This is a genomic window from Haloarcula sp. JP-L23 (genome assembly GCF_011602445.1).
GTDB classification, from domain to species: domain Archaea; phylum Halobacteriota; class Halobacteria; order Halobacteriales; family Haloarculaceae; genus Haloarcula; species Haloarcula pellucida.
Map to the genome: position 1 here is coordinate 3,485,698 of NZ_CP050014.1, position 22,944 is coordinate 3,508,641.

Consider the following 22,944-nt stretch of genomic DNA (forward strand, 5'->3'; position numbering starts at 1 on the left):
CGCCGATCGAATTGAGCGTCTTCAGGCCCAACGAGAGACCGCTGACGATACCAGTGAGAACACGCCGGCACAGCAGTCGCTATGGCGCTTGTCGAAACGGTTCATCTCGAACACTCTCAAATGACAGATTATACGCGTATTGATGGTTATCGGCGCCGGGCAAGCGCGAGTGCGGCCACAGCTACGAGCGCGATTAGGGTCACGACCGGGCCAAATCCAGGGCCTTGTCCATCGGTGGTCGTTTGGTCGCCGTCGCCATCACTCCCATCGGTTCCATCAGCCTCTGTCCCATCCGAGCCGTCACTACCGCTTCCATCCTCGGACATCGTGATCTCACGGGTGGAGAAGTGATTGACCGCGACGAGCACGTCCGCACTCGCCTGCGCGCTTGATTGCTGGCGCACGAGGAATTTCGAGGAATCGCCGTTGTTGATCGCACTCTCAAGTTCGCTGTACGATGATGCTTCGGCGGCTGCTTCACCGTCGACGGTCACTTGGAGGTTCTCGACGGAACTGATTGCCTGCTCGGAGACGGATGTGATGATGATCTTCCCTTGTTCTTGGGATCGCTCAGCGGTCATCGTCACCGTACCTTCGGTCTTCTGGGTCACTTCGACAGTTGTGTCCTCGCTGTACTGGACAACGTCAGCGGCGAGTTCCCTACCCTCTTCGCTCGATTCCATCACGTACACTTCAGCCGCGGCCTTGCCCTCGGAGATGAGCTGTTCTTCTTGCTGGTCGTTGTCGTCGCGTCCCTCGGGATACGACCGGAAGACCAGCGTCCCATCGCTGCCGACGTTCGCAGAGACGTCCCCCTGCTCGTTCACCGTCACTTCGCCGTCGCCGACGACGATGAACGCCCCTTTAGTGCCGTCCTCGGTCGTGACGATGACGCGCTTCTCGCCCTCGTTTTCGGCTTGCGAGGAACTGGAGACGTTCACGGTGACGTACTGGGATTCGCCGCCGGATCGGACGACGAGAATCCCTTTCGAGTTATCGTGTGCGTGCATCGTCGCGCCGCTCTCAGCAGTGATCGTCGCACTGACCTCGGTTTGCGAATCGAGTGAGAGCGCTGCCCCGGTTAGCTCGGTGACTGCTGACAGTCCTACGCCAGCCCGGACGTCACCCCGGCTCTCTGCAGTACTTTGTGACTGCACCTGTACCGATTGGAGCATCGTCTCGCCATTAACCGTGTAATCGACAATTGCGTCACTGGCAGTTTCAAACTCCACGTGCGTCCCGACATACGCTTCGCCTTGCTGGGTCGTTGCGGCGGCAGCCCCAATTGGGACGGTACTACTGACGATCAGAAGGAGGGCCATCAGAGCGGCACTCTGGATCTTCATACAACTCGGAACGTGCCCCACAGGAAGTATATCCTTTCTGGCCCCGTCTGACAGGTGGCAGACGATTCGTAGAATTGAGCTAGTAGTGTCCCGATGACCGACACACTCTCCGGATCGGTCAGTTATTCTCCGAATGTTCGAGGCCCTCTAGGAGCGTGATCACGTTCTGTTCCTCACCATCGAGCCGTTGCGGATGGATCGCGACGGCAACGATGTGATCGCCCTCGTGTTTGAGTTTTGTCGCGTGGATGTAGACTTCGACCTGAGACCCTGCAAGAGTCGCTGTCCCCTCAAATTTCTCCACGGCAGTTGATTGGCCGAGCACGGTCACGGTTCGATTGTCGATCCGATCACCGACGCTGATGCTCTCGTACTCGGATTCGAACTGTTGGAGGATCTCCCGTTCGGACATCTCCGCAATCGGGTTGAACGTCTCCGTCGCAACCTTCACCTCTGGACTGGCGAAGGCGACGAACACGGCTGCACGTTTCGATCCGAGTGGACCGAGATCAACCTGGCGTTCGTACTGGGCGAGCTGGTTGGTGACCTTCACTTGTCGGGTTTGATCAGCCGCGCTGAAGTTCCGGGTAACGGTCTGTTCGGTGACGCTCACTTCCTCATAGCCGGCATCCGAGACGGCTTGGTCACTTACGGTGGCCGGTGACGCACTAAACGTGAGTGCTTCTTCCCCAGTGATGAATCCACACCCGGCGGTGACCATCATGAGCCCGACGGCGGCGATAGCTATGGTCTGACGTGTTATCATTATGGTGCGACATTGCTACAGGCACTGAATAGGTGTTGTGATATCGTCGATACGCGACAATTCGGTCACACCTGCCGACAGTATCGGACAGGGCTCCGATTTGCCTCGTTTGGACAGATCGTGGCAAAGATATCAAAAGTCGAACGTTTCGATGGTCGTCTAGTATTAGGGCAGTGGCTTCGGCGTGCGCGTCGTGTGGTGCGGTCGAATGGCATGGCTGAGAGTGTCGAGTGCGTCTCCCGCCTCAAGCGTGTCAACCACGTCATGTGGCGCGTACGTGTCGCCAGCCACAGTGTGAGGGAATACACCCGTGAGCTCTCGGGAGGTCGACAGGGCGAGACAGAGTACTGGCATGACGAGTTCTCGCCGCGTTTCCCCGGTAATGGACGAGTCAATGTGGCGTACAGAGAACGGTGGCTGGATCTGTGCGTCATGACTCGCTGCCCACTGGTCTAGTTGCTCGTAGATGTCGAGGTAGCGGTCGTTCACGTCGGTATCGAGATCTACTGTACTCGGCCACGAGTGGACCGTCAGCTCGGCTACAGTCCCAGTGCCGGCTAAGTTACGCAACCGTGCGACCAGTTCATTTACTGGTTCCGGTCGCGTGCCTGCCCGTACATAGCAGTCGATTTCGATGTGTTCCCACCCATCCATGTGTGGTGTTACCAATACACTCGCCCACTATACAATTTTCTTATGATTGGCGACCTGTCAGCACCGTGACCGCGGTCAATCTGCTGATCGGATATTCTCGGACAGGCTGGTAACAGTGAACCGCCTTGGAGTCGGACCCGAGGCGATTCACGCTGAGAAGTAGATACCTGTCCGCGAATCCCCACTTCGTACCCAGCGTGACACCGAAACCACCGCTCAACACACCCGCTCTCGACCCATCTTTTAAATACTTCTGTCCTGAAAGTTAGCAAACTGGACAGCCACGTTGCGCCGCTCCTCGATCGCTGGTCGAGACCCGAATGGGAATAAGGCCGTATCTATGGGAACTTTCTTATTTCTACCCACCAAACGGTCATCTATGTCCGATGCAACACTGGACAACCGCGGCCGGCTCACGTTGCCAAAAGAAATCCGTGAGCGCTACGGCGACCACTACCAGATCGTCCAGCTGCACGACGGTATCAAGCTCATCCCAATTGCGGACGATCCCCTTGCGGCACTCCGGGACGAATTTGCCGACGTCGAGAAGACAGCCGAGGAACTCCGCGATGAGGGTCGTGACGCCGCATTGGACGAGGCTGGCCGCTGAATGTACGCCGAAACGGCCTTTCTGTTGGCACTCATCAAAGACGAAGACTGGCTCGGTGACGCCGCTGAGACGGTGTATCAGGCCCATCAAGACGAGCTGTGGACGTCACAGTTCACGCTCATCGAACTGCTCATGGTTGCCTATCGTGAGGACCGTGATACGGAACAGGTTGTCACGAACGCCGCCGCCCTGCTGGAAGTACGTGGCGACGCCGATACAGTCGTCGCCGCTGCGACATACGTTGAAGACCATGGATTCACCCCCTTCGACGCCCTGCATTTGGTCGAATCCGATGGTGACACTATCATCTCCAGTGACGAGACGTACGACTCGTTCGCCCCGCAACTCAATCTCACGATCGTGACCGATGAATAGGATAACCTATACGACTTGACCCCCATCCAACCCGTGACGACGGCATGCGCGTCTGGCTCAGTGCCGAGGAGATGGAACAGCTCATCGACGAAGCCAACGGCCCTCAACAGAAGATCCCGTTCCTGCTCGCCGGGCAGTGTGGCCTCCGGCAGAGCGAGATCACACAAGTGTGTCCGCAGGACCTCGTTACCGGCCCCACCGGGAAGCATGTCCGTATCTGGGAAGACTACGCCAAGCGCGAGCACTATCGGGAGCCCCCTGTTCCAGAGACCCTGTTCAGCATCGTCGAGACATTTGCGTGGGATCGTGCCGACAACGCGCCTGTCGTCGACGCCCCGACAAGTACGTCTATCGGTGGATCCGCCGAGCTGCTGATCGGCTGCAGGAGCAGACGGGTGACGAGGGCTGGCAGTTCGTCGGCCCGCACGATCTCCAGCGGACGTGGGGCACCCACCTCCTCGAGCAGGGTGTGCTGCCGAGTGTCGTGATGGGGTTTGGCGGCTGGGACGACTGGGACACTTTCCGGTGGCATTATCTCGGTGAGCTCTCACCCGAAGCGATCCGACGTGAGTGTGCGAGGATCGACTTCCTCGGTGGTGAGCCCGAGTCAGATCGTCCACAACTGGGCACGCTTCCCCAGACGAGTGCACAGTACGACTAGTCGGAGCTCACGGAGGGCGACCCAACTCTGAGTCTATCTGAACGACGGGGATTGTGTTCCTTTCGATCGGGGCGACGGTCACTGGTGGCACGTGGGTCTGATAGTCCGGGTTATCGGAGGTAATCAGTGCAGCAGCGGTCCCGACAGGAACGTTCGGGACGTACCGAACTGGGGATCAGATTATTTCGCTCGCGTGGGACACTGTGGAATATGCAACTCAACCGGCTCCGTACCCGCGCGAAAGCAGCACTTCGTGACGAATCTCTCGGTTTTGGATGGTTCCTTCTCTTGTTGCTCACGTTCTCAGCGGCTTTCCTCGGTAGCCTCGTGCTTGCCATGTTGGCCTATGGTGTCCTCTTCGTGACTGGTGGCTCCGAGCCACTTCTTACTGCGTTCGCTACTGGCAGCCGTAGCGCTGCCCAGATCCTCGACTCCTTCACTGCTGCAGAATCCTCGTTTTATCTCATGAGTCTGTGTAGCGCGCTCTTCATGGGCGCGTTCGCCTACTGGGCCTACCAGAAAATGCTCGCCGGGCTTGACCGGCTTCGGAGGTGGGCGCGGACAGCGGCATTCCGCCAGCAGCCATGACGATATCTTGACCGGACGACTACATTCAGCTAACCAGCGGCCAACCCGGTGCACTTGATCAGACCGATGAGACTAACACTGAGATATACCGACACTTACAGGTTAACCACTGCGAGAGCCAACTGATAGGGACTATCGTAGTAATCCATAGTTTTGCGTGAATCATCCCCAGTAGTTGGCAGATACAGCGCGCGAATTATTCATAATCCATTGCTACTCGAAGCAGCAACTAAATTACAATGTAGATTCCAATCAAAATGGCCTACTGTATCCCCCTCCTATCGCCGAGTCGGTCGAAAGCGAGGTATCGGGGGATCGGTGATTAGCCTATGGTATCACAAGCGACACGACAAGAGATGGAAGAAACGCTTGGGCAGGTTCCCAGTTGGATGGAACTCATCGCAGAGCCAGCGAGCGAACATAGTTGGGGGCTCTTCCGCGATCTCGAAGCTGGGGAAACCGAACTGTCCGCACGGGAGAAAACACTCATCGGGGTTGGCGTCGCGTCGGCTATCAAGTGTCCCTACTGCACGTATTTCCACAAAGAAGATGCACGGTTAGAGGACGTCACAGAGGGAGAACTTGAAGAGGCAGTCAACCTTGCTAGCACTACACAGTACTTCTCGACAGTTCTCCACGGGAACGATGTTGACATAGACGACTTCGTCACCGAAACAGACGAGATCGTCGAGCACATCAAAGAACGGCTCTGTAGTTTCGCTATACGAGAGCGCCGCGACTACGTTATCGATGTAGAAAGCGAAGAGGCAGAATGTTGTGGTATCGGAATTCCGCCTCTTCACTCGTGTTACGGTTGCTAAGGCTAAATCAGTTGTCGCTAATCCGGACGAACCCGCCGACCCCGAAGGGGGTGGCGGGTTCGCCGAGTGGGCAATGCTCACGCTCCATGCACTTCGAATCGAGCTGGGCAAATCCTACCGCGTCACGGTGGATTTGCTCAGCGAGATGCCCGGCGTCCTCGAAGAAATCGGCCTCACGCGGGTGCCTCACTACACCGTCCTCCGCACGTGGTTTGCCCGGATTCCGACCAAGACGTGGCGTGCGTTTCTCGGCGCGTCAGCCGAGAAACGCACTGGCCACGCCGCCATCGATTCGACTGGCTTCGACCGTGACCAACCCAGCCGCCACTACGCTAACCGCACGCACTACCGCGTCCGGGCGCTGAAAGTCACTGCGCTCGTGGATGTCGAAACGCTGTACATCACTGACATCCACTCGACGACCTCGAAAAAACACGACGCGAAGATCGGCCCGCAGGTCGCTCGACGCAACGTCGGCGACCTGCGGAGCCTCGCCGCCGACCGAGGCTACGATGCGAAAGCCTTCCGAGACGAACTCCGCGAAAACGGCGTCCGTCCACTGATCAAGCACCGCATCATGAATCCACTCGATCACGCTCACAACGCCCGCATGGATCGTGATCGGTACAACCGTCGATCGATGAACGAAACCGTCTTCTCAAGCCTCAAGCGTACGCTCGGCGCTGCCGTGCGTGCGCGTCACTGGTGGCTGGAGTTCCGTGAAATGCTGCTCAAAGCCACCGTCTACAATCTCCGCCGGAGCGTTCGATACCCGTGAAATCAACCGCCGTGTACCGAAACTACAGAGCCCAAAGAACAAAAGGCTGCAGCAGACGACTGAAACGACGACCCCAGGGAATAGTTCTACAGAAGTACAAGGCGAGTGCCTCGGGGCATGACCCTGAGGCGGTTCACCTTCTGTCGATATTGATCTGCTGGATACGGTCTCTGATCGGTCACGCCGAGCTCAGCCGATCAAGAATCTACCACGTTAGAAAGTACGAACACTTCTGCGAATCACTATGAGTAACGCACTGCTGGAACAGACCGAGTTCCAGACCGAGCCCCGAGACGACGCTATTCAGCCGGTCAACGACTGATCTCCGTCGGACTCAGAAGTCGTGGTGTCGCGAATAGTATTACTGTTTTTCTAGTTGTCGCATAGCGTTCGTCTTCTCTCGTGTATAGATTGGACACGATTGGTTGGTGGTCAGTTCTCGAACGAGCGATTGCCGTAGATCATGCGTACACGAGGCTTTGACTGTCTGAAGGTGTGGACAGCACCCACAACAGTTCGGAAACTCGAGATCAGCGTTGTGCTTCGACATATGTTCCTCGGTATCGTGCCACATGCCAAAAGGTTCTGTGGCTATTCAACATGTACCTCTCAGCCAGTCTCTTTCCGGGGCGTTGCTGTATTACTGGCTTGAGTTAGCGGGCGAGTGCCCTGTTGCGTACTGTTCAGCCAGTTCGACCATATCGTAGACGTGAATCCCTGTTTTGAACCACAGCACTCGATCAGCCGCCTGCCCGAACTCGTCGCTGGCACACTCCAGTCGCTCTGAGACAGCCAACACGAAATTATCAGCCTCCACCTGCCGGATCTTCTTCAGCTTCGTGTCCAGATACTCCGGCGTCCAGAAGCCGACGATCTCGAGGATCGCCCGCCGTCCATCGGGATGTTCGATCGCGAAGTCCGGGATCATCACTTCGGCGCCGAGGTCGAACACGTCGTCCTCTCGCACGAGCTCCCAGTCGGTATTCGCTCGCTCCCACTTCTGAGCGAGCGTCCGCTCGACGTCGCTATCGAACCGTGTGCCAGCGCTGTAGTGCGAATCGAGATTCACTGTGTGGTCGAGTGTGAATTGCCGTGTTTCGCTGGTCGTCTCGTCGACGAGAACCTCGGCGGTCATCTCCCACCGCTCACAAAGCGGTAACGCCGGTAGGACGTTCGCCATCCGAATCCCGTACTTCTGTGATTTCGAGAACAGCGACGCCGGGCCGTCCAACACGGCCTCGTAGCCAGCAGCCTGATCCGTGCTCGCGACGCGGTCACCGTCGGCATCGATCGGGTAGATGCGATGCATGAGCCCGAACAGCTTCACGTAGCTGAACACCGTCCCGAAGTGATCCCACACGCGAATCCGCATCTCCGTGGCGTCGTAGAGGACTGCCTGGGCGAGCGCGAGGTTGTATCGGGTCAGCAGCCAGTCCACGGTGAGATCCGTGTGTTCGTAGTCCTCGGCACTGCTGCCAGTCAGATTCGTCGTCGACGTCGACGCATCGCCAGTAGTGGCGTACTGTTCGGCGGTTCGCGTGCCGGTCCGGACGAGTCGCTTGTTGTCCTCGAGATCGGCGTACATTCCACGGTAGCACTCTTCGAGCGACAACCCGATGTCGTCGGCGACCGCACTGTATACCTCCAACTTCTGCGTGTCCTCCCCAAGTGTGGGCTGGCGGACGATCGGATACCGGTCGGTGGCCTTTTCGAAGAGCCGCTCGCGAATCTCACGTGGATCGACCGACGCGACGACGTCGAACTCACACTCGTCTGTGAGAAGCTTCGCCAGCCCCTGGACGATCTTGTAGTCGGTCGTGTCGACAGTCAGCTCGTCGATCGCGTCCTCGAGGTCGCCTTTCGGCTCGCCGAGATGGGCCTCGAACAGCTGGAGGAGTTCCCGTGCCGTCTTGCGATACCGCTCATCAGATGGATCGATAAACAGTGGGGTGACTGCCTCGTCGGTCGTGCGCGACCGGGCGAGATCAGCTGTCAACACTATGCATCCACCCCTTCACGGCGGCGCTGGGAGACATACGTCTCCATCGTGTCTTCGGTGATAATCTCGTAGAGGCGTGCTGGCTGGCGGTCGTCCGTGGGTCGGAGAATCCGGCCGAGCCGCTGGGCGTACTGGCGTTTCGAGGCACTTCCCGAGAGGATGATCCCGACGTTTGCCGCCGGGACGTCGATCCCCTCGTCGAGGACTTGGGACGTGACGAGCATCGAGTACTCCCCAGTGCGAAACCGCTCGAGGATCTCGGTGCGTTCGTCGGTCTTGGTCTGGTGGGTGATACAGGGGACGATGAACTCCTGTGAGATGTCGTAGGCGAAGTCGTTGTTCGCAGTGAAGATGATGGCACGGTCGTCGTGGTGGCGCTTGATGAGATTGTCGAGCGTATCGAGTTTCTTGTCGGCTGTGCGGGCGATTCGCTCGGCTCGCTGCTTGGCGATCAAGGCCCGCCGCCCCTGCGGGTCGTACGAGGTGCGCTTGAGAAACTCCTGGTAGCCGCGTTCCGTCCAGAGATCGAAGTCGTGGCTGTCGACGTAGTCGCGGTAGATCTGGTACTCCTCGTCGTACGTCTCGCGTTCGTCAGCCGTGAGGTCGACTGACATGTGAATCGTCTCGTACTCGCTGAGGTACTCGCCGGCGAGTTCGTCGACGTCTTCGCGGTAGACGACCGGGCCGAGAAGCTCCTCGAGGAGTTCGTGCTTGCCATCGGGGCGCTCGTAGGTCGCCGTGAGACCGAGTCGATACGGCGCGATCGTCATCTCGGGGATCTGCTGGTAGGTCGGGGCTGGCAGGTGGTGTTCCTCGTCGACGACGAGCAGGCCGAACTGGTCGCCGTACTCGTTGACGTAGCGATAGGCGCTATCATAGGTGGTCACCGTAATCGGGGTGACCTCGTGGCTGCCGCCGCCGAGGACGCCGATCGGCTGTGAGAGCTGGTCGCCGAAGGCGTTGGTGAGCGTGGCGTGCCACTGGTTCATCAGGTCAATCGTCGGCGTTACGACCAGCGCACTGACGCCGGCGTCGGCGATCGCCTGTAGCCCGAGGAACGTCTTCCCGCTGCCCGTCGGGAGGACGACGCTCCCCCGCCGGTCGTGCTCGATCCACGCGTCGAGGGCGGCCTGTTGGTAATCGCGTGGTTCGATGTGAAGCGCCGGTGTGAGCTCGAGATCGGGATAGGCGCGGGCGCCATCTTCGAGAGCGTGAGCGAAGCCGTCTTGCAGCGTTGTTTGCTCGTCTTCGTCTGCCCAAGTGCCATCCCATTCGAGGAGCGGTCGATACCGATACGCCTGGGCGCGGTACTCATCGACGCGGTCGTCCCACTCAACGTACGGAACGTCGTCGGGAGCGTCGTGGAGCAAGAGCGTGCCGTCGTCGAATTCGATTCGCATTCAGTATCACGACGGATGTTCCCGAGCGGATTCAATATGTGGGTTGTCCGGGAGCTGGTGAAGCGCGTCTCTGTCCTTCTGTAGTTGGGAAGGGGTCTATCGAGGGGCTTGGTTGTCAGCGATCGAGCCAGTACTGCCAGTCTGCGATCGCTTGCTCCGTGTTACTGCTGGCTTCGACAGGCTCCAGTTGCTCCAGCGGCACGCCAAGTTCTCTGTCCATCCACTCGATCGTCACGAACATCTGGCTGAGAGTCGGATCTGTCGGGGACATTCCAACCACGCGCACCGTTTCGTCTTCCTCCAAAGGCGACTCCTCTCGCTCGGTGACACACCGTGCTTCGAAGGGAAAGTCCATCGTATCGTCCAGATACGCGTACCATCCCCACGCCTGCTCTTCAGGGCTGTAGGTATCGACGATGATCCGCATCTTGATGCGTTCTTCCCGCTCTTCGTCTTTCTCGGCCCGTGTCATGCCCACCGGTACTCGCTCCAGCCGTAAGATGCTCGGGGCGGCCGAAATCACTTGCCGACCGCTCCAAGAGGCGCTCAATCCGCCCGCAGAGTGGATCTGAGTCGCTGGACGAGGTTAACCAACGAATGCGCGACAACGCTGTTCACTGTTGGTTAAGATGATGGTTGGGATTCCGTGATGACGAGTGTGGCTCGCTCACGGCGTTAACCAGTCGATAGCGACTGCCTATCCCTCTTGTCCCTCGGACGCATCTACATCAGCTAATCGGCGTTCGAGTTCGTCGAGCCGGTCAGATACGGTGGATGGCTGTTCGAGAGGTCCTTCAGCGTCTAGGGCCTGCTGGTACAGTTTGGCGGCGCGTTCCAACTCCTCGACTGTTGGCTCGTCAGCTTCATCGAGCCAGTAGCTATCCGCGAGTTTCTTGTACGCCCACGGATCCTCGTGGTAATCTCGAATGAGTGCCTCGAACTCGCTCCTGCTCTCGGCCAGTCGTCCCAGCTCTATCAGCGAGTCAGCGATGAAGTGGCGAAAGTCCAGGAGTAGCTCGTCGGGTGCATCCGGAAACTGGGTACAGACTTCCCGACAGAATTCGAGGCGTCGCTCGTGATAGGTCGGATCGTCCGCTGCCAAGGTGGCAAGGTCGTTGTCGACCGACCGCAGGAACGCTTCGAGCGAGAGCACATTCGGGAGATGATCGTCAGCCGCCTCGATCGTCGTGATGCCGTCCGGCGTCACGGCGGCGATGATCTCCCAGGCACTCAGCCACTGTTCGCAGGCCTCGGCGTCGTTCCCTTGCTCACGGAGTTCTCGACCTTTCTGTACCAGGTCGTAGATCCGTTCTCGATAGGGGAGGTCGGGTGCCCACCGACTCCAGAGCACTTCAGCTGCCATCCAGATAAAATCTCGATCGTACCCCGACACGTCGATGTCGTGGTCGTCTTCCCACTGGTCAGCGAGTGCCATCGCAGAGTCGACCTCAGCCGCACGGTCACGGAACGACGCTTCGGTCGTGTCGATACCGTGTTCGGCAAGGGTGTCCGTGATTTCCCTCGTCGATAGCGCCTGTACGTCATGTAACTCCCACCGCTCATCCGAATGGCGGTCGGTCGCCGAGGTCATGTGTACCGTTTCGTCCGTGTCTTGCTGTGCGCGGGTGGCATCGTCGTCGCTTTCTTCGAGGTCGTGTTCGTCGACGTACTGGTCAACCCGCTTGGTGTCGATCCGACCGAGGTCGTCGTACTCATGGTCTTCATAGAGATGCTCACGAATGTCGGATTCGTCCGCGAAGGATTGTTCACAGTACGGGCAGTCGGGCATTGACCGAGAGTTCGAATAGGACGGTGAAAAAGAGCGGGGCAACTGTCCGCTCGTGGCCATTACTAAGGTCGTTTCTCGTCGATGATGGCGGCCGTCTCGGTCGCTGCGATCGGTTCACGTTCCTCGAGGAGTTTCTCGATCTCGTCTGCATCGTACACCTCCTTGACGATGCAGTAGTAGTGTGAGGGCGTCCCGAAATCGTAGACCATACTGAGCCTGTCTCCGTCCCAAAGCGTCGTCCGCCCGGCGACGTCAGCGATCGTCATCTCGCTTGCTTCCGTGTATGAGGGGTCTCTAACCTTGGTGAACTGGTGGTCCGGGATGACGTTGAGTGTCGAGTCGATGTATTCGTCTTTGAGCCCGTACATCCGAAGATGGAGGTCATCGAGCGTCGTGAACCGGCAGACAAGTGAATCGAGCTCTGCCATCGTCGTCTCGGGTCGGACGACGATGTCGTACCACTCTTCGCGTGCCCGGCCCTTCTGCTTCCATCGCAAGCGATATCCGACTGTCCCGATGCGTTCGTCGACGTCATCGCGTTCGTGCTGTTCTACTTGTTCAATTTCCTCAAGTACCTCTGTCCAGCAATACGAACATACCTCGTCCGGCGCATCACCTTCGAATGCCGTCTTGTCGAAACCTTTCCAGTCGGCGTAGTCCCGAAGTTTGATGTACTCGCTTGCGGGTGAGCGCGTACTCCGGTCACACAGCTTTTCGCCCGGCAAGTCCCGTCGAGGTGCGTACGGCGACCTGTCCGCTGAGTCTGCTTCTAGGTCGACGATGTGGTCGACAGTGCCTACTTGGCTGACTTCGATGACGAATCGGTTTGTGATCTCTGTGTCAGTCATGGTCTTCGTTATGCTATCGATCTTCAAACTCATCGAGTAACTCTTCCAGCATCGGTCTGAGCTTGTACTTTTGATAGTGTTCATCCCGGAGATCCTGTATGTAGCCCCGACACTCGTCAAGTTCGCCCGCAGCGTCGGCCGCGTTTCCGGCTGTCTCTAGCCAGTCTACGGCATGTCGATATCGCTGTGATTGCCCCTCCTCGATGATTGGTTCGGCCTGTGCCTTGCAGGTGTCGATCGTCCACTGCGGGCGCTCGTTCCAGACGGCGTCGGCGACCAGCTCAACCACCTTGTAATCCGAAAACCGGTCCGCGATGGCGATGGCCTCGTCGTACCGCTCCGCGTACAGGAAGATCTCGATGTGGCGTTGCGCACTCCGCTGGGTCGTGTCTCGGTTCGCGAGTGCCTCCAGTAGTTCCTCGCGAACAGCCGGCCAGTCCTCGCTGGCGAGTTCTTCCGTCGCCTGGTAGGCTACAAGCGTCGGAGAGGCTTTGAACGCGGCGATAGCCGCCTCCAACGCCACCTCTGGTTCGTCCATACTGCTGGCTCGGTCGCGGAGCCACTCGGCCAGCGCTGCTTTCCCGCTGCCGTCCAGGGTCAATCCGTGCTGGGCGATCTCCAGTGCTGCCTGCGGTCGGTCGTGACTCCGGAGGGTTTTGGCTAGTGTGAGCGAGTCAGCTGGCGAGTGCAGATTCTGCTGGCCGTACTCGATCGCCTCGTCAATGCGGCCCTCCGCGACGAGCATCGTGACGTATGCGTCGGTCAGGTCGGCGGCCGCCGCCAGATTCAGGTACTCCTCGATGCGGCCCTGGCGTTCGAGGACGTTGAGGTGAGCCCGAATGACATCCTCGGCGTACCAGGGGTGCTCTCCGTCCCAGAGGTCCGCGTCACTGCTCTCGGGCTTCATCGCCTCCTGGATCGGGTCAAAGTCCCAGCCACGCTGGACGGCCGCAAGAGCGACGCTATAGGGGGATCGATCCGTATAGCTACTCATCTCATTCTTCCAATCTTGGAGTTTCGCCTCCCAGTCATCGCGCTCTGAGTCAGCAAGGTCGGCTGTAAGCAGGGCTTCGGCCAATACGTTGTCGAGTTCGTCGAAAAACTCGAAGATGGCCTGTGAGTCGTCGTACGAAAGCGCGAGCCACTCGTGGTCCATAAGCTCGTCTGCGAGTGGATCAAGGATGTCCAGTGCCGTCTCGCCGTCGCCGGCTTCGATGGCAGCCCAGGCTTGATCAAGCAGATCCCCAAGCTCCTCGACGTCAGTTTCGACTGCCGCATACGGATCACGGGTCCGAGACCCACGCTCGCCCGGAGGCTGGAGGACATACTGGACTTGCCGTCGAATCGAGTCTCGGTTGATTTCTGGACTCTGGTCGCGAGAGTCGCCGCCTGCATCTTCCGATTGAGGTGTCTCGAGTCGAGATTCAATCCACTCTGCGAGGTCGGGACGACGCTCAACGATGGCCACGAGGAGGTCCCGAAGTTCCGCTGGATCTGTGTCGGCGACCAGTTCGGAGATAGGTGGGCGCTGGCTAACCTCGTCGGGATCGCGGCTGTACGTCAGGAGGACGGCCACACGATGCTTACAGATCCCGCCATGATCGTACGGACAGGAGCACATCGTGTCGACGACACCGGTTTCATCGAGTTCAACCTGTATCTGATAGGGCTCGTACTGACTGCCTTCGACCGCTGCTTCGAGACGGTTGCCACGACGTGTAACCTCACGGACGGCACCTTGCTCGTAGTACTTCTCACCCCGGTCGTATGACTGCGATCGTGCGAGGTCACGGATGGCTGCCTCTGTTATGGTCGGTGCCTGTCCCATCGGTAGTCATCTCTACGGTCTCTCTCGATAGAAAAGCTGGGTCAGCGTCAGTATCGAGAGCCCTCCGACAGCAGGCTCGGTTCGGACATCAACGACGAGTCGTCTCAGTCGTCGCAATCAGCTCGTCGATGAACGCTGCGAGGAGCGAGTCAGGATCGCGATCGGGCTCGGTCGGAGATTCCTGCCAGAGTTCGACGTCGAACTCCCGTGTTTCGGTTACCTGCCCTTCTGTGGCGGTGACCATGAGAATCGCTTGCTGGTAGATTACGACTGTTCGGTCCCCGTCGACGTCGAGATGTTCGATCGCGGCCGTTTCAAGGGCAGCGTGGAGATTGACTGGTTCGGACAGCGTACACTGCTGTGCCGACTCCTCATCGCCTGTCATAGCCGTCGATACTCGTCGTCAGTACAAGTATGCCGGGCCTCCGTTGTGCGCTCTCAGGCAAGCTCCAGGAACGGTGGTGGGGTCGACACAGTCGGCGGGATGGGCTCGGTATCCAACACCGGCCGCTGTAAGCGAACTCCGTTGGGTACTCTGGCTTCTCGTCTGTGCTGCTGTTCTGCTGGGTTGGTCGATACGCCAGCTGGCTGCAATCTCGATAGCCCTCGGCCGCTCGGCATCCCGCGACCCACGCTGCGCGCCTCGTTTCACTCGGTGCTACCGAGGTCGGGGGACGACCGAGACGGTCTCGCCCTTTCTGAGTCCGCCAGGCTGATGGGTGGTTCACCGAGCGACGTGGTCGGCTGGACAGGTGGGTACGAACGGCCCGCCCCGCTCGCCGCTGCCGCCCTCTGCTTGTTCGCGGTTCACTGCGTTCACCGCTCACAACGAGGCGCTCCCTGCTCGCGGGTCGCCCGCTCCCCGCTCGCCATCGTGGGCTTCCTGCGGTCGCCCACGTCCCGGTCGCGCCTCGCTTCGCTCGCGACCGACCATTTCGGGCGGGCTTCCGCTCCAGTCGGTGCGGATCCTGCCGGGCTAAAATGCATCTGGTCTCGGCGCCAGCATTAAGCGCGTTTTCGGTTGCGCCCCTCGCGGGCTTTCGCGTTCCAGCGCTTTGGGCCGTTCCGCGCGGCGAGCCACGCTGCGGCTCGCCGTGCTCACGACCGTCGCCCTGGACACGGACCCGCAGTCCGGGCCGGACACGAGAAACGGCTTAAAGCTGGCCGCTCGCTCCGGGCGGGTCGGCGGAAGACTCACTCCGTTCGTCTCCTGAGTCCTGCCTCGCTACGCTCGGCAGGATGGCGCGCGGTACTGGCTGGGCGTCCGCCTCGGGCGCGCTCTCGCGTCGCGCCCACAGGGCGCTCGCGAAGGCGCGAGCGAGAGCGCGCAGACGAGTCTGTCGGTCGTTGTCGTCGAGAAACCCGCGGTGTGGGCCGCGGTGTCGGGCGCTGTGGTGAGCGCCTTCAGGAGTTGAACCCCAATGTTGAGTACCAACGCGAGCGAAAAGACGGTTTCGGACGAACAGACAACAACCACTGAGCAGTGTAGTCGTGAGGTCACGATCGAGCGGGAGCCGGCGAGTCGGTCGGCGTGTCCGGAGTGTGATGGCCGAGTGGTGACCCACGACGAGGAGTCGTTCTGTGCGGATTGTGGCCTGGTCGTCGCGGCCGAGTGGGTTGACCGAAGCCCGACGCTGGTCGATCTGGGTCTGGTCGGGAACGCCGACCAGAGCATCGAGACGGTGGATCCGCTCCGGACAGACAAGGGCCTCCACACGAAGATTGGGAAGAGCACCGATGGACACGGGAACCCGCTCAGTAACGAGCAGTGGAAGAAGTTCCAGCGCCTCCGGAAGTGGCACAAGCGCTCCCAGTTCGATGCGGGCCGCAAGCGGTCGAAACGGCTCAACGAAGGACTGCGGGACGTCGAGATGATCGGCGGCAATCTGGATCTGCCCGATCACGTCGTCAAGACAGCAGCACAGTACCTGCGACGCGCCTCGGAGGCCCGGTTGGCCGGCGGGCGGATGGCCTGGGAGGCACTCGCCGGCGGTGCCGTCCTACTTGCAGCGCGCGGATCGAAAATTGATCGTGACGAGATCGACATCGACGTGGCGACCTATACAAAGGCGCCCCACGAGCGGGTGTGTGCTGCGGCGCGGAAGATCCGGTGCGAACTCGGGGTCGACACAGTCCCCGTCACCCGACCGAACGCCGTGCTGACGGTCGTTGACGCGCTTGATGACGACGCACTCTCGGGGAGTGCAGCCGTGCGGACGTGGCGGTTGGCGCAACACCTCATGTACTTCGGCGACCAGGTGCCGGTCGGACCGGGGACGTCGCGGCTCACCATCGCGGCGGCGGCACTCTACGGCGCGGATCGGTTGACGCCCCAGAAGCGACTCACCCAGGGGCAGGTGGCGGCGGCGGCCAGTACGGTCGTGCCGACGTCGACACATCGGCTCAGTCGGTACAACTGCGAACTCGTCGACGCGTACGAAGCCCGACACGGGACTAAAAACCTGGATGTCGTCCTCAAGCAAGAGCCGGACATCCTGCACTGAGCGGGGCCTATCCCCGTTTTTGTGACCGCCGCCCAACGGATGCCCCACCGCCCCACCCTCCGCTCCCGACGCCAGAGGCGTCGGCAGCCACGACCTCTCTACCACTACTGAGGGTGAAACGATAGAGACAGACAAAAGACGTAGGGGTCAGTACAGAATAAGGACTTAGCACTGGGTGCTGTAGTTTTCATATGGAATTGCGTCCCGTCCTGTGTCCTCAATGTGGTGCGTCCGACAGCTATAGAGCCCGATATACGACAGGAGGGGGGTGGAGAGTATCCTACTACATTTGCGAGAGCTGTGGCAGGAAATATGATCCCTATCTTGATTCGGAGCGAGAGTGAACAGCCATGATATAGTTGATGGCCGCAGTTGGGTCCACGAGTATCGCTGATCTACCTCATATCTCGTACTGTGATACAGCCTTTCTGATTTTCTTCGCCTTCCTGACAAGTGGTGCCAACACGACGGGAATTGTTGGCCCTGTTCGGTATTCTAGTTTCGTACCCAATTGGCCTTCGGAAACCTCGTAATCTGAGAGGTAGGCGAGTGTAGTGCCAGTTGTGGACGCGATCGTAATGCGCCCGGATTCACGCGTTGTTCGAATACCATCGAGACGGCTTCTGATGTACTTGCAGGCTGTTTCTTTGTTGATTGACAAATAAACCGTTCTCGATGTTAGCATTACTGGAATGTTCCCCATATTCTATCATCATTCAGCATGGCGGTTCAATTGTAATCACCCAAACACATCAGCGAGTGAATAACTGTTTTCAGAAAGTGCTGTACACACATACTCAGTATATTCGGTAGGGATCTCTTCGCGAGGTCGGACCTCTCCAGCGTCTGGTTCAATCAGCGTAAACTCAACAGTCTCAGTAGCCACATCCCCGTATTCATCAGTCCCAATGAGTTCGACGATCAGCTCATTACCGAATTGATGAACTGTGGTGTTTGTCACTTCTTTCATCGGATCTCCCTTATGATGTGTAGTTGTGATTTCGTTCCAAGGGGCGTTAACTGTTCTCATGGAGTGTGCAGAGATCTGCTCAGCAGGCAGGCGCATTTATCAAATCGGAACATCAACAACTCGATAATGGTTATCTACGAGGCAGAAGTCCCTGGCGTAGGGAAACGATACGAGATTGAAACCGGCAATGATGAACGACTGGTCGTGATTGTCCATCACGATGGGAAGCGGCAAATCTTCCGGCGTGATGGCCCCGACGCGGATGCTGAGAAACTGTTCGATCTCTCCTCCAAACAGGCACGTGAAGCCGCAACTGTTCTCGAGGGTGCTGACTTCCAGCCGCTTGATCTCGAAACAGCCGATGTCCCATTGGGTGATGCCATCATGGAGTGGGTTGAGGTCCCGGAGGAATCTCCTATTGCTGGCCAAACGCTTCGAGACGCACAGGTCGGTGAGCGTACGGGAGCCACTGTTGCTGCGATTCAACGCGACGACGAGACACTCGCCAGCCCGAATGCTGAGGCTGCCATCACGCCGGGAGATATCTTAGTTGTTATCGGCTCTCGCACCGAACAACAGGCATTCCAGTCGTTGTTGGAAACGGGGCAATAGGAACGTCTCTCTATGTCTGAAACGTCTCTCTTAGAGGTGGGCATTGCGCTGTTCACGCTCGCCGTCATCGGAACCGGTGCCCGACTGCTGGGACAATCGGTAATTCCAGCCTACATTATCTCGGGTATCCTCGTCGGTCCATACGTCCCAACCAACATCGGCAGCCTTTCGCTTCGGCTCGTCACTGACGGTGAGTTTCTTACAGTAGTTGCGGAGCTTGGAATCGTTTTTCTGCTCTTTTTTCTCGGGCTAGAATTCAGCGTCGGGACGTTACTTCGAAATCGCACTCAGCTCGCTAAAATTGGCGGTATCGATCTTGTAGCCAACAGCCTCATCGGCGTCGGCATCTTCCTCGTGTTTGGGTTCGGGGTTACGACAATCGTACTTCTGACGGGCGTCGTATATATCTCATCAAGTGCGATCATCACCAAAGCTCTGACTGAAGTCGGATGGTTGGCTAATCCAGAGAGCGAGGTGATTCTCGGAACACTTGTCGTAGAGGATATCGTGATTGCAGTGTATCTGGCGGTCGTCTCTGCACTCGTAGTCGGGGGCGGGCCGCTTGGAGACGTTGCGGTGACGGTCGCACAATCGTTCCTATTTCTTGGAATACTCGCAACGGCAGCACATTATGGTACAGAGTATGTCGACCGTGTATTCGCAGTCGAATCGAACGAACTGTTCCTATTGCGTATTGTTGGTACGACGGTTCTAATCGGTGGTACAGCGGTCGCAATCGGCGTCAGCGAGGCGGTTGCCGCATTCTTCGTCGGAACAGCGTTTCACGGGACGGATCTCGTGGAACGGATAGAGGAACAACTCTCTCCACTAAGAGACGTGTTCGCAGCGTTGTTTTTCTTCTCGATAGGTGTCTCAACAGACCTCTTAGTGGTCGCCGATGTCGGAGTTCTGATTGTAGTCGCGGTCATGGGGACGACTGTAGTAAAAGTCGGAAGTGGGTTCGTCAGCGGATACGTATATGACTTGAGCCCGCGACGATCTTTTCGGGTCGGGCTTGGATTGATTCCTCGTGGCGAGTTCTCGCTGATTATCGCGGCTATAGCTGCGACGAGTAGCATCCCAGAAGTACAAGAAGTTGTCCCCGCGTTCGCGGTTGGATACGTGTTAGTGATGAGTATCCTCGGCACGCTGTGTATCCAGTATTCGGGCCCGCTGACACGGATGGCCAGAATAACCGTATAAAGTCCATTTATAGACCATCTAGCATCGTTATAAATATCTAAATTTTATAATATTAGGTGTTCTCGAAGAGTGTTGAAAAACTGGATGCTTGTCAACCAAAATCACTCAACACGCACCTTCTACATATCGGCCAATTTGCACTGACTCTTCCGTCAAAAATACCGACCATGGCAAGAGTTCTCTGACGCCCTCGCTACCGCCATTCGTCCGTTGCGATGGAGAGAGCGAGTACTGGTTTGTCGTTCCCTGGAGGGATGGAGCGAGTCACAGATGTCACCAGCCCCATCGTTCACGCTCGACGGTGAGACAGCCGCTGTCTTTCGCGACTGGTTGTTCGAGACGGGTGTCAAGCATCACGCCGAGCCACAGATCGCGGATCCGCTCACTGAACTCGCCGCTGCAATCGATGGCGAACTCCACGACAGCACGGAGTACGTCGCGATCAGCGTCTCGACGACAGCCGTCCCACCGACTGACCACGCTGCTGCTGTCGATGACGCCGGTTCACCACCGCGCCAGGGGTCAGAACACGATACACGACCAGCCGACGCTGTGTCCGTCAACGACGCCGACACCGAGCCCGGCCGACTATACGACACCCTCACCGACGACGCGTGGCTATTTGTCGCTCTCGCCGAAGGCCGGTGTCAATAACCTGTGAACCGCATGGCGTAGGTGGTAATGGAGCGTCGCCGACGAAATGTCCATCGTGTCGGCGAGGTCTTCAGCCGTACTTTCACGCGGCCAAGCGTAGTACCCACGGGCGTAAGCTACTTCCAGAGCCGCTTGCTGTTTGGACGTCAGGTCCTCTGTGAGCTGGGTCTGGAGCGTAGGGCCCGTCTCGATTGGGCGATCGACGTACTGCTTGCTGACGAGCTCGATACCGGGCGCCACTTCGTGGAGAGTATCTACAACGCTCCGGACGTCAACCGCCGGTGGCAACTCGACACCGAGGGAGAGATCGCCGTCCGCAATACGGGCTGTCGTCACCGAACCCCCATAGGTACTGAGTACGTCAGTCGGTAGATGCGGTTGCTCATCGAACCGGAGTTCGATGAGGGGAGGTTGGTCGTCACTGGTTTTCCGCACTACGGTGCAGTCGCACTTCAGTGGCGTCTCCCGAAGGAACTCACAGAGTTGCTCCGGGTCAGCATCGTGGATACTGAAATAGTAGATCTCCCCGTCGTCGCTCGTCGAGACCCGCTGTTCGAGAGCCAGTTCACAGTCGAACTTGGTGGACACCTCGCCGAGCAGGAGATCGGTGTTCGGAAGCTGGAGATCGAGCCTGACGACGGTTTCCGCGCTGAGTGCCTGCTGGCTGTGGACGCGCTGGATCGCCTGCGCGATCAACTGCCCCAGATCTGCCAGGATCGTCTGCTCGCCGCCACTGATGGTCTGGTCACCGGGGTGAAGGACCATCAACACGCCGTGATTCACCTCGCCAGTCGTGAGCGGGACGGCTGCCAGAGCGTGATGGTCGTGCTCGGGTTTCCGCTCCCGACGATCGTCGGGGAACGCAGCGGCAGTCGCAACGTTGTCGACGACCTGTACGTCGCCGGTCTGGATGGCCGTTGTAGCCGGCTCCTCGAAGGCTGAACTCCCATCGAGATCGGCCATGTCGATGCCGGCAGCCGTCTGGTGAATCACTGTCTGGTCGCCGGTCACAGTTGCCCCCTGGACCCCGATCCAGACACTTTCATACAGCGCTGATTCGGTGAGCCGGTCACAGACGGCCGCCTCGATCGCCTCGCGCGAAGCGGTGTCCTGGAGGGCCTGCATGAGTTCCCGGACGAGCGTGTTGAGTCGGTCCAGCTGTGCTAGTTCGTCGCGTTGCTGTTCGAGTTGCTCTTTCGAGTGTTGAAGCTCCGCCTCGCGCTGTTTCCGCTCGAGTTCGTACTTGACCCACTGGCCCAGCAACCGAAGGAACGTGTGTTCGTCGTCTCCAAAGGGGTCCTCCCTGGGCTTGGAGGTGACGAAGAAAAACGTCCGATCAGTCCCACCGTCTACTTCGACATACGTCCCGAGATATGCCTGTATACCGAACTTTTGGTAGACGGTGATGTCATCGTATCCCTCTTCGCGAGGGTTGACGACGCTACCAGCCGCCTTGATTTCGGTTGCGGCCGTGCAGTAGGTTTCCGAGAGTGGTAGTTCGACCCCGGGCTCGAAGTGGTCGTGCTCGTCGCTGACGTGTTCCACCTCGAACCAATCCTCCTCGGTGTCGACCCGGGCCATTGCGCCGAGTTCGAGATTGAACCGCTCACAGCCCTCCTCGAACAGCGCCTGCAGTTTCTCCTCGAACGTCTTGTCCGGACTGGCTGTAATCTCGTTCTGCCTGCGCAGGAATTGCTGGCGTTTCTTTAGTTCTGTTTGTGCCTCGGTTCGCTCGCGTAGTGTCCGAACCATGCGATCAACCTCGCGGGCGGGGTGGTCCGGATTGAAGAACTCTTCAGGTGGGGTGTAGTAGACGTTGTGAGAGAGCGTATTGTCGACGATCAGATACGGGTGCGACCGGATCGCATCTCGAATGACAGTCGATGGGAACCGGTCACGGTTGTACTGACAGAGTGCGGTGACGTCGGCGTCGGCACTGAGAGTATTGAAGCGTTCTTCATACTCGATGAGGTTCTCGAACTCTGACTCATCGCTGAGAAACCAGGTCATTTCGACGGCTACGCGGAGCGTATCGTACTCCTCGGTCGCGCCTTCGATCGTCTCGGCAAGGAACGCAAGCTGATCGTCGATACTGAACGGATCGCTTTGGAGATATGCGTCCCCGGTGAGTATCGTCAACGCGCCCGAGTCGAGCGCATCATCCACGTCGATACCGTGTTCGCGCATCGCCGCGAGCGCATCTGCCTTCGAGTAGTCGTCGGCGATGTACAGACACTTCTCGCCCCGCGCGAGGCCGTGGCGAATGAACGGGAGTGCAGCTGCACACTGCTCTTCCCGGGTGTTATAGACCTGGGCGATGTGTGCGTTCGCGTCCTGCCCATCAGGTGGGTCAACAGGACCGCGAAAGGCATCGCTTGCCCGCAACGCCGCGATCCCGCTGTCTGGGTTGTTGCCCTCAGATCCGAAGTGGTCTGACGCAGTATAATTCATGCTAATTGACTGTTCATGGTCTGTGGTCTGAAGTTTGTTTTGTGATTGACTCTTACGGCGGGCTGCTGTAGGGTCGATGAATGTGCC

The 22,944-nt window shown here is 58.6% G+C and carries 22 protein-coding genes and 1 pseudogene; 11 read left to right on the forward strand and 12 right to left on the reverse strand.

Going from position 1 to position 22,944, the window contains the following annotated elements; translation table 11 throughout:
• Positions 1-146: 146 nt before the first annotated feature.
• The 3 genes from G9465_RS18220 to G9465_RS26425 form a co-directional block, all read right to left on the reverse strand.
• A complete protein-coding gene (locus G9465_RS18220) occupies positions 147-1,346 on the reverse strand; it encodes a PGF-CTERM sorting domain-containing protein (protein WP_166972632.1) in 1,200 nt (399 codons plus the stop codon).
• 118 nt (positions 1,347-1,464) lie between these two features.
• Positions 1,465-2,112 (reverse strand): DUF6517 family protein, encoded by a 648-nt coding sequence (locus G9465_RS18225; protein ID WP_166972634.1) that lies wholly within the window; start codon positions 2,110-2,112, stop codon positions 1,465-1,467.
• A gap of 165 nt (positions 2,113-2,277) precedes the next feature.
• The gene (locus tag G9465_RS26425; protein ID WP_394353972.1) at positions 2,278-2,766 is read right to left on the reverse strand and encodes an HTH domain-containing protein; all 489 of its coding nucleotides are present in this window, start codon (positions 2,764-2,766) and stop codon (positions 2,278-2,280) included.
• Positions 2,767-3,145: 379 nt separating this feature from the next.
• Between G9465_RS26425 and G9465_RS18230 the strand changes: the two genes are divergently transcribed.
• The 6 genes and pseudogenes from G9465_RS18230 (at position 3,146) to G9465_RS18255 (ending at position 6,599) form a co-directional block, all read left to right on the forward strand.
• Positions 3,146-3,376 carry an AbrB/MazE/SpoVT family DNA-binding domain-containing protein gene (locus G9465_RS18230; protein WP_166972637.1) on the forward strand — a complete coding sequence of 77 codons (231 nt, stop codon included), beginning with the start codon at positions 3,146-3,148 and terminating at the stop codon, positions 3,374-3,376.
• Positions 3,377-3,751, forward strand: coding sequence for a PIN domain-containing protein (locus G9465_RS18235; RefSeq protein ID WP_166972639.1), 375 nt, complete (start codon positions 3,377-3,379; stop codon positions 3,749-3,751). It begins immediately after the preceding gene.
• Positions 3,752-3,795: 44 nt separating this feature from the next.
• The gene (locus G9465_RS18240; RefSeq protein WP_227015617.1) at positions 3,796-4,239 is read left to right on the forward strand and encodes a hypothetical protein; all 444 of its coding nucleotides are present in this window, start codon (positions 3,796-3,798) and stop codon (positions 4,237-4,239) included.
• Between the two features lie 383 nt (positions 4,240-4,622).
• Positions 4,623-5,000 (forward strand): hypothetical protein, encoded by a 378-nt coding sequence (locus G9465_RS18245; protein WP_166972641.1) that lies wholly within the window; start codon positions 4,623-4,625, stop codon positions 4,998-5,000.
• A 356-nt stretch (positions 5,001-5,356) separates the two neighbouring features.
• Positions 5,357-5,707, forward strand: a pseudogene (locus tag G9465_RS18250) (carboxymuconolactone decarboxylase family protein); the annotation flags it as partial.
• 70 nt (positions 5,708-5,777) lie between these two features.
• On the forward strand, positions 5,778-6,599 hold the full coding sequence (locus G9465_RS18255; RefSeq protein WP_166972645.1) for an IS5 family transposase: 822 nt from the start codon (positions 5,778-5,780) through the stop codon (positions 6,597-6,599).
• A 640-nt stretch (positions 6,600-7,239) separates the two neighbouring features.
• Here the strand turns inward: G9465_RS18255 and G9465_RS18260 are convergent.
• The 7 genes from G9465_RS18260 to G9465_RS18290 form a co-directional block, all read right to left on the reverse strand.
• The gene (locus G9465_RS18260) at positions 7,240-8,598 is read right to left on the reverse strand and encodes a DUF790 family protein (RefSeq protein WP_166972647.1); all 1,359 of its coding nucleotides are present in this window, start codon (positions 8,596-8,598) and stop codon (positions 7,240-7,242) included.
• Positions 8,598-9,998: a DEAD/DEAH box helicase gene (locus G9465_RS18265; protein ID WP_166972649.1), complete on the reverse strand. Its 1,401-nt coding sequence runs from the start codon at positions 9,996-9,998 to the stop codon at positions 8,598-8,600. Before G9465_RS18265 ends, G9465_RS18260 begins: the two co-directional genes overlap by 1 nt.
• A 115-nt stretch (positions 9,999-10,113) precedes the next feature.
• Complete coding sequence (locus G9465_RS18270) at positions 10,114-10,470, reverse strand: calcium-binding protein (RefSeq protein WP_166972651.1); 357 nt, start codon at positions 10,468-10,470, stop codon at positions 10,114-10,116.
• 225 nt (positions 10,471-10,695) lie between these two features.
• Positions 10,696-11,787, reverse strand: coding sequence for a tetratricopeptide repeat protein (locus tag G9465_RS18275; RefSeq protein ID WP_166972653.1), 1,092 nt, complete (start codon positions 11,785-11,787; stop codon positions 10,696-10,698).
• 62 nt (positions 11,788-11,849) lie between these two features.
• Positions 11,850-12,635 (reverse strand): hypothetical protein, encoded by a 786-nt coding sequence (locus tag G9465_RS18280; protein ID WP_166972655.1) that lies wholly within the window; start codon positions 12,633-12,635, stop codon positions 11,850-11,852.
• A 13-nt stretch (positions 12,636-12,648) separates the two neighbouring features.
• The gene (locus G9465_RS26300; RefSeq protein ID WP_166972657.1) at positions 12,649-14,463 is read right to left on the reverse strand and encodes an SWIM zinc finger domain-containing protein; all 1,815 of its coding nucleotides are present in this window, start codon (positions 14,461-14,463) and stop codon (positions 12,649-12,651) included.
• A gap of 88 nt (positions 14,464-14,551) precedes the next feature.
• Positions 14,552-14,848, reverse strand: a complete 297-nt coding sequence (locus G9465_RS18290) for a hypothetical protein (protein ID WP_166972659.1) — start codon at positions 14,846-14,848, stop codon at positions 14,552-14,554.
• A 1,036-nt stretch (positions 14,849-15,884) separates the two neighbouring features.
• Between G9465_RS18290 and G9465_RS18300 the strand changes: the two genes are divergently transcribed.
• On the forward strand, positions 15,885-16,967 hold the full coding sequence (locus G9465_RS18300) for a transcription initiation factor IIB family protein (RefSeq protein WP_193571717.1): 1,083 nt from the start codon (positions 15,885-15,887) through the stop codon (positions 16,965-16,967).
• Positions 16,968-17,158: 191 nt separating this feature from the next.
• Positions 17,159-17,311: a primase-helicase zinc-binding domain-containing protein gene (locus tag G9465_RS26305; protein ID WP_166972661.1), complete on the forward strand. Its 153-nt coding sequence runs from the start codon at positions 17,159-17,161 to the stop codon at positions 17,309-17,311.
• A 395-nt stretch (positions 17,312-17,706) separates the two neighbouring features.
• Here the strand turns inward: G9465_RS26305 and G9465_RS18310 are convergent, their stop codons facing one another.
• Complete coding sequence (locus G9465_RS18310; protein ID WP_166972663.1) at positions 17,707-17,937, reverse strand: hypothetical protein; 231 nt, start codon at positions 17,935-17,937, stop codon at positions 17,707-17,709.
• Positions 17,938-18,063: 126 nt separating this feature from the next.
• Here G9465_RS18310 and G9465_RS18315 point away from each other — a divergent pair, with 126 nt between their 5' ends.
• The 3 genes from G9465_RS18315 to G9465_RS18325 all read left to right on the forward strand — a co-directional run bounded on the left by G9465_RS18315 (position 18,064) and on the right by G9465_RS18325 (position 20,406).
• On the forward strand, positions 18,064-18,549 hold the full coding sequence (locus G9465_RS18315) for a cation:proton antiporter regulatory subunit (protein WP_166972665.1): 486 nt from the start codon (positions 18,064-18,066) through the stop codon (positions 18,547-18,549).
• Positions 18,550-18,561: 12 nt separating this feature from the next.
• Entirely contained in the window at positions 18,562-19,752 is a 1,191-nt protein-coding gene (locus G9465_RS18320; protein WP_166972667.1) for a cation:proton antiporter, read from the forward strand.
• 270 nt (positions 19,753-20,022) lie between these two features.
• Positions 20,023-20,406 (forward strand): hypothetical protein, encoded by a 384-nt coding sequence (locus G9465_RS18325; RefSeq protein ID WP_166972669.1) that lies wholly within the window; start codon positions 20,023-20,025, stop codon positions 20,404-20,406.
• Here G9465_RS18325 and G9465_RS18330 read toward each other — a convergent pair.
• Entirely contained in the window at positions 20,371-22,857 is a 2,487-nt protein-coding gene (locus tag G9465_RS18330; protein ID WP_166972671.1) for an MEDS domain-containing protein, read from the reverse strand. The genes G9465_RS18325 and G9465_RS18330 overlap by 36 nt on opposite strands.
• Positions 22,858-22,944 lie beyond the last annotated feature (87 nt).